General features: G+C 58.5%; 1 protein-coding gene and 2 pseudogenes. All 3 read right to left on the reverse strand.

All coding sequences use genetic code 11. From position 1 onward, the window contains the following. Positions 1-181 (reverse strand): annotated as a pseudogene (locus EN749_RS33585) (hypothetical protein); the annotation flags it as partial. A 324-nt stretch (positions 182-505) separates the two neighbouring features. Then, positions 506-1663 (reverse strand): TlpA disulfide reductase family protein, encoded by a 1158-nt coding sequence (locus EN749_RS33590; protein ID WP_126080608.1) that lies wholly within the window; start codon positions 1661-1663, stop codon positions 506-508. Between the two features lie 597 nt (positions 1664-2260). Then, positions 2261-2964: pseudogene (locus EN749_RS33595) on the reverse strand (pyridoxal-phosphate dependent enzyme); the annotation flags it as partial.

Genomic DNA, 2964 nt, shown 5'->3' on the forward strand with positions numbered 1-2964 from the left:
GTTGCTGTTGCTTGGTGATGATGAACTCGGCCAGCAGCTCGGCATCCGAATGGCCTTCCCATAAGCCGAAGGAATCCTGAGTACGAATGAGCCGCAGGAGGCATTTGACGAACGGGGAAGCAAGGGCTTCTTCGTCATTGTTGACAGCAGGGCCAACCGGAGGAATTTCGTTGTTCGTCATTTCAGTCTTCGTCTTCGAGGTACGATTTCCTTTTCCTGCGATGCCCACTCCGGGTCCGCTTGCGTGGCCGACGAATGGCTTGGGCGGGCCAACCCCAAGAGTGCCCCGTGGCCGACCTCGACATGTCCACGAGTGCGAGACCTGCGGCGCGAATTCGCGGCGCACATCGTCTGCGCCGCGATCCGACCGGTGGTCAACGCAATTGAAATCCAACCTGCCGCAAGCCGCCGCCCTGCTGCATCGACATACTTGCTGCGAAGAGAGCTTCGATGGGCGGATTGGCCAGTGTTCAATTCCAATTGTCAGTCCCTTCGCGATTCTTGCTCAGGAAGTGACTGCGTTTTGAGTTTCGGGTGCCTTCTTTTGCGGAGCCACACAAAGATCCGCGTGACAGGCAGGCTCACCCGTGTAGTTGGCCAGTGCTTCGAGCAATGGGGTAAGATAGTACTGTTTGGTGTGGTCCGGAATTGGCCCCAGCCGGTCCACCGATTTCAGTGCCACCTCGATCAACTCGATTGCGCGATCTTTGTTGCCGCTCTCGTAATAATACTGAGCTACCGGGAGGTACCGGCGGTATTTAAACGGGCCATCGCCGTTCGGGGGATTGAGTGCCAGTATCTGTTCCGAGAGCTCGTTGCCCATCGCAAAGCGCTCCGCGCGCGGAAGATGGGAATTGTCCATCGTGGGATCGAAGAGTTGGTTGAGGGCCAAGGCCATCCACGACACCGCGTCGGACGTTTTGTCGATCGCGTCCTCGACCAATTCTCGCATGACCGGCATGCCGGTCTTGATGTCGCGCAGCTTGTGAAGCAGAAGATCCGCATGAATCTGCCGAAAATCAAAAGAGTCTGGCATCAAGGCGAGGCCTTCTTCGATGGCCAAGAGCGCCGCCGTCCAATTCTCGGCCTGCATCGCCGGCTCAAGTTTGGCGTATATCGGCCCGGTAAGCGACATTTCGCGCGCTGCAAGTTGGTTATGCGCGATGCGCTTTGCATCGGCGGCTTTCGCTTCATAGCTGCTGCGCCAGCTGCCGTTAAGGACTTTCGGCAAAACGTCATCGAGTTCCGCCGGGTGGCCGATAAAAGCGATGTGGCCGTCGCGGTCGACCACGAACGAGGTGGGAATCCCAATCGAAGAGCTGGGATCCATCCAGAGCTTGTTCATTTCGCCAATGTAATCGAACCCGATACGATAATTCAGATTCGGGAACTTCTCGGTCAGCCAGGCATCCACGTTGGTCCGCGCCTCGTCTGCGGTAGGACCCTGTTCGCAGGCGGCAACTCCGACCGCCTCAAATCCGCTGCCTTCATATTTCTCCTGCAGTTCGATCAAATGGGGCATGGCGTCGACACATGGTCCGCACCAAGTCGCCCAAAACTCAACGAGGTAGACCTTGCCGGGCCGAAAGTTCGTGAGGGGCTCGCCACGCAGCCAGTTCTCCACTTTGATCGCAGGAGCCGGGGACCCCATACGCAGTTCCATCTTGGTGTCCAAAGTCATTCCACACCTTTCGTCTCTTTTGTCGCGGAATATTTTCCCGTCAAAATCGGACACGGTCTCGAGGGCATCGCTCCCTCTGGCTTGCTTCAGCGAAGCTCTCACCGTGTTGCCGCACATCAAGCTGCAACGGAGGTGCCAATTCCCTCAGCTCCGGTAAGCGGCGGGAAATGCTTTGAAATTCTCCACGAGGCTAAATGCGGCCGATTGTCGTGAACCCGACATGTCTTCTGCCGCTGTCGGGTTTCGCCCTATCTCTTGAGAGCTTGGACGGCTCGCCTGTGATTAGACTGGCCTCGGTCCTCGAGCAGTGGCAGTTTGGCGCCAGTTCGAAAGCGCGAACTCGCCGGCTTGGTCCTCGTGCCGCCACCGCCGCGTGTGGATTCTTGCCCCGGAGTCAAAATTCGCCTCGCGGTTGCCAACGGCGGCATGCGCTCAATGCGCGTGGCGTTGAGCCCCGACAGCACGTAATGGTACCAATTAGTGGATGCCCGTCGCTGCCTCCACTTCTCCAGCCAAGCGCTCGAACGACGCTACCTACCCACGTTCGAGCGCGACCGCGGAATCGCAGACTGCCGAACGTCAACCGTTGCGAAAGGTGTAGCCGTACCCGTTGATCGCCGAGATGTGCGTAGAGGACCCTCGATCCCTGTGGAAAGAAGCCCCTCTGGACGAGGTCGATCATCCCTTGCATCGATTTGCCCTCGTAAACGGGGTCCGTAATCATGCCCTCGAGCCGCGCGCACAAACGGATTGCCTCTTTGGTTTCCTCCGATGGAACGCCATAACCCGGGTACGCGTAGTCCATGAACAACACCACGTCTGCCTCGACAATTTCCGCTCCGAGGTGGACGAGCTTCGCTGTATTTTGGGCGATGCCGAGCACCTGCGCCTTGGTCTTGGCGGGCATGGCGGAGGCATCGATACCGATCACGTTGCGCTGTCGACCATCCTTGGCGAACCCGACGAGCATGCCGCCGTGGGTTGAACCAGTCACCGTACAGACGACGATATAGTCGAAGGCAAACCCAAGCTGCTCTTCCTGGGCACGCACCTCCTCAGCGAACCCCACATAGCCCAGGCCGCCGTATTTGTGGACAGAGGCGCCGGCAGGTATCGCATATGGCCTGCCGCCCCTTGCCTTGACTTCATAAAGTGCCTTTTCCCAGCTGCGGCGGATGCCGATGTCAAAGCCCTCGTCAACCAGGCGCACCTCTGCCCCCATGATGCGGCTCAAGAGGATATTGCCGACCCGGTCGTAGACAGCATCATCATGTGGGACCCAG

Source organism: Mesorhizobium sp. M7A.F.Ca.ET.027.02.1.1, from assembly GCF_004022985.1.
GTDB lineage: Bacteria > Pseudomonadota > Alphaproteobacteria > Rhizobiales > Rhizobiaceae > Mesorhizobium.

Excerpts from the sequence above, each read along its gene's own strand:
- EN749_RS33590 (WP_126080608.1), bottom strand. The coding sequence starts at position 1,663 with ATGGAACTGCGTATGGGGTCCCCGGCTCCTGCGATCAAAGTGGAGAAC.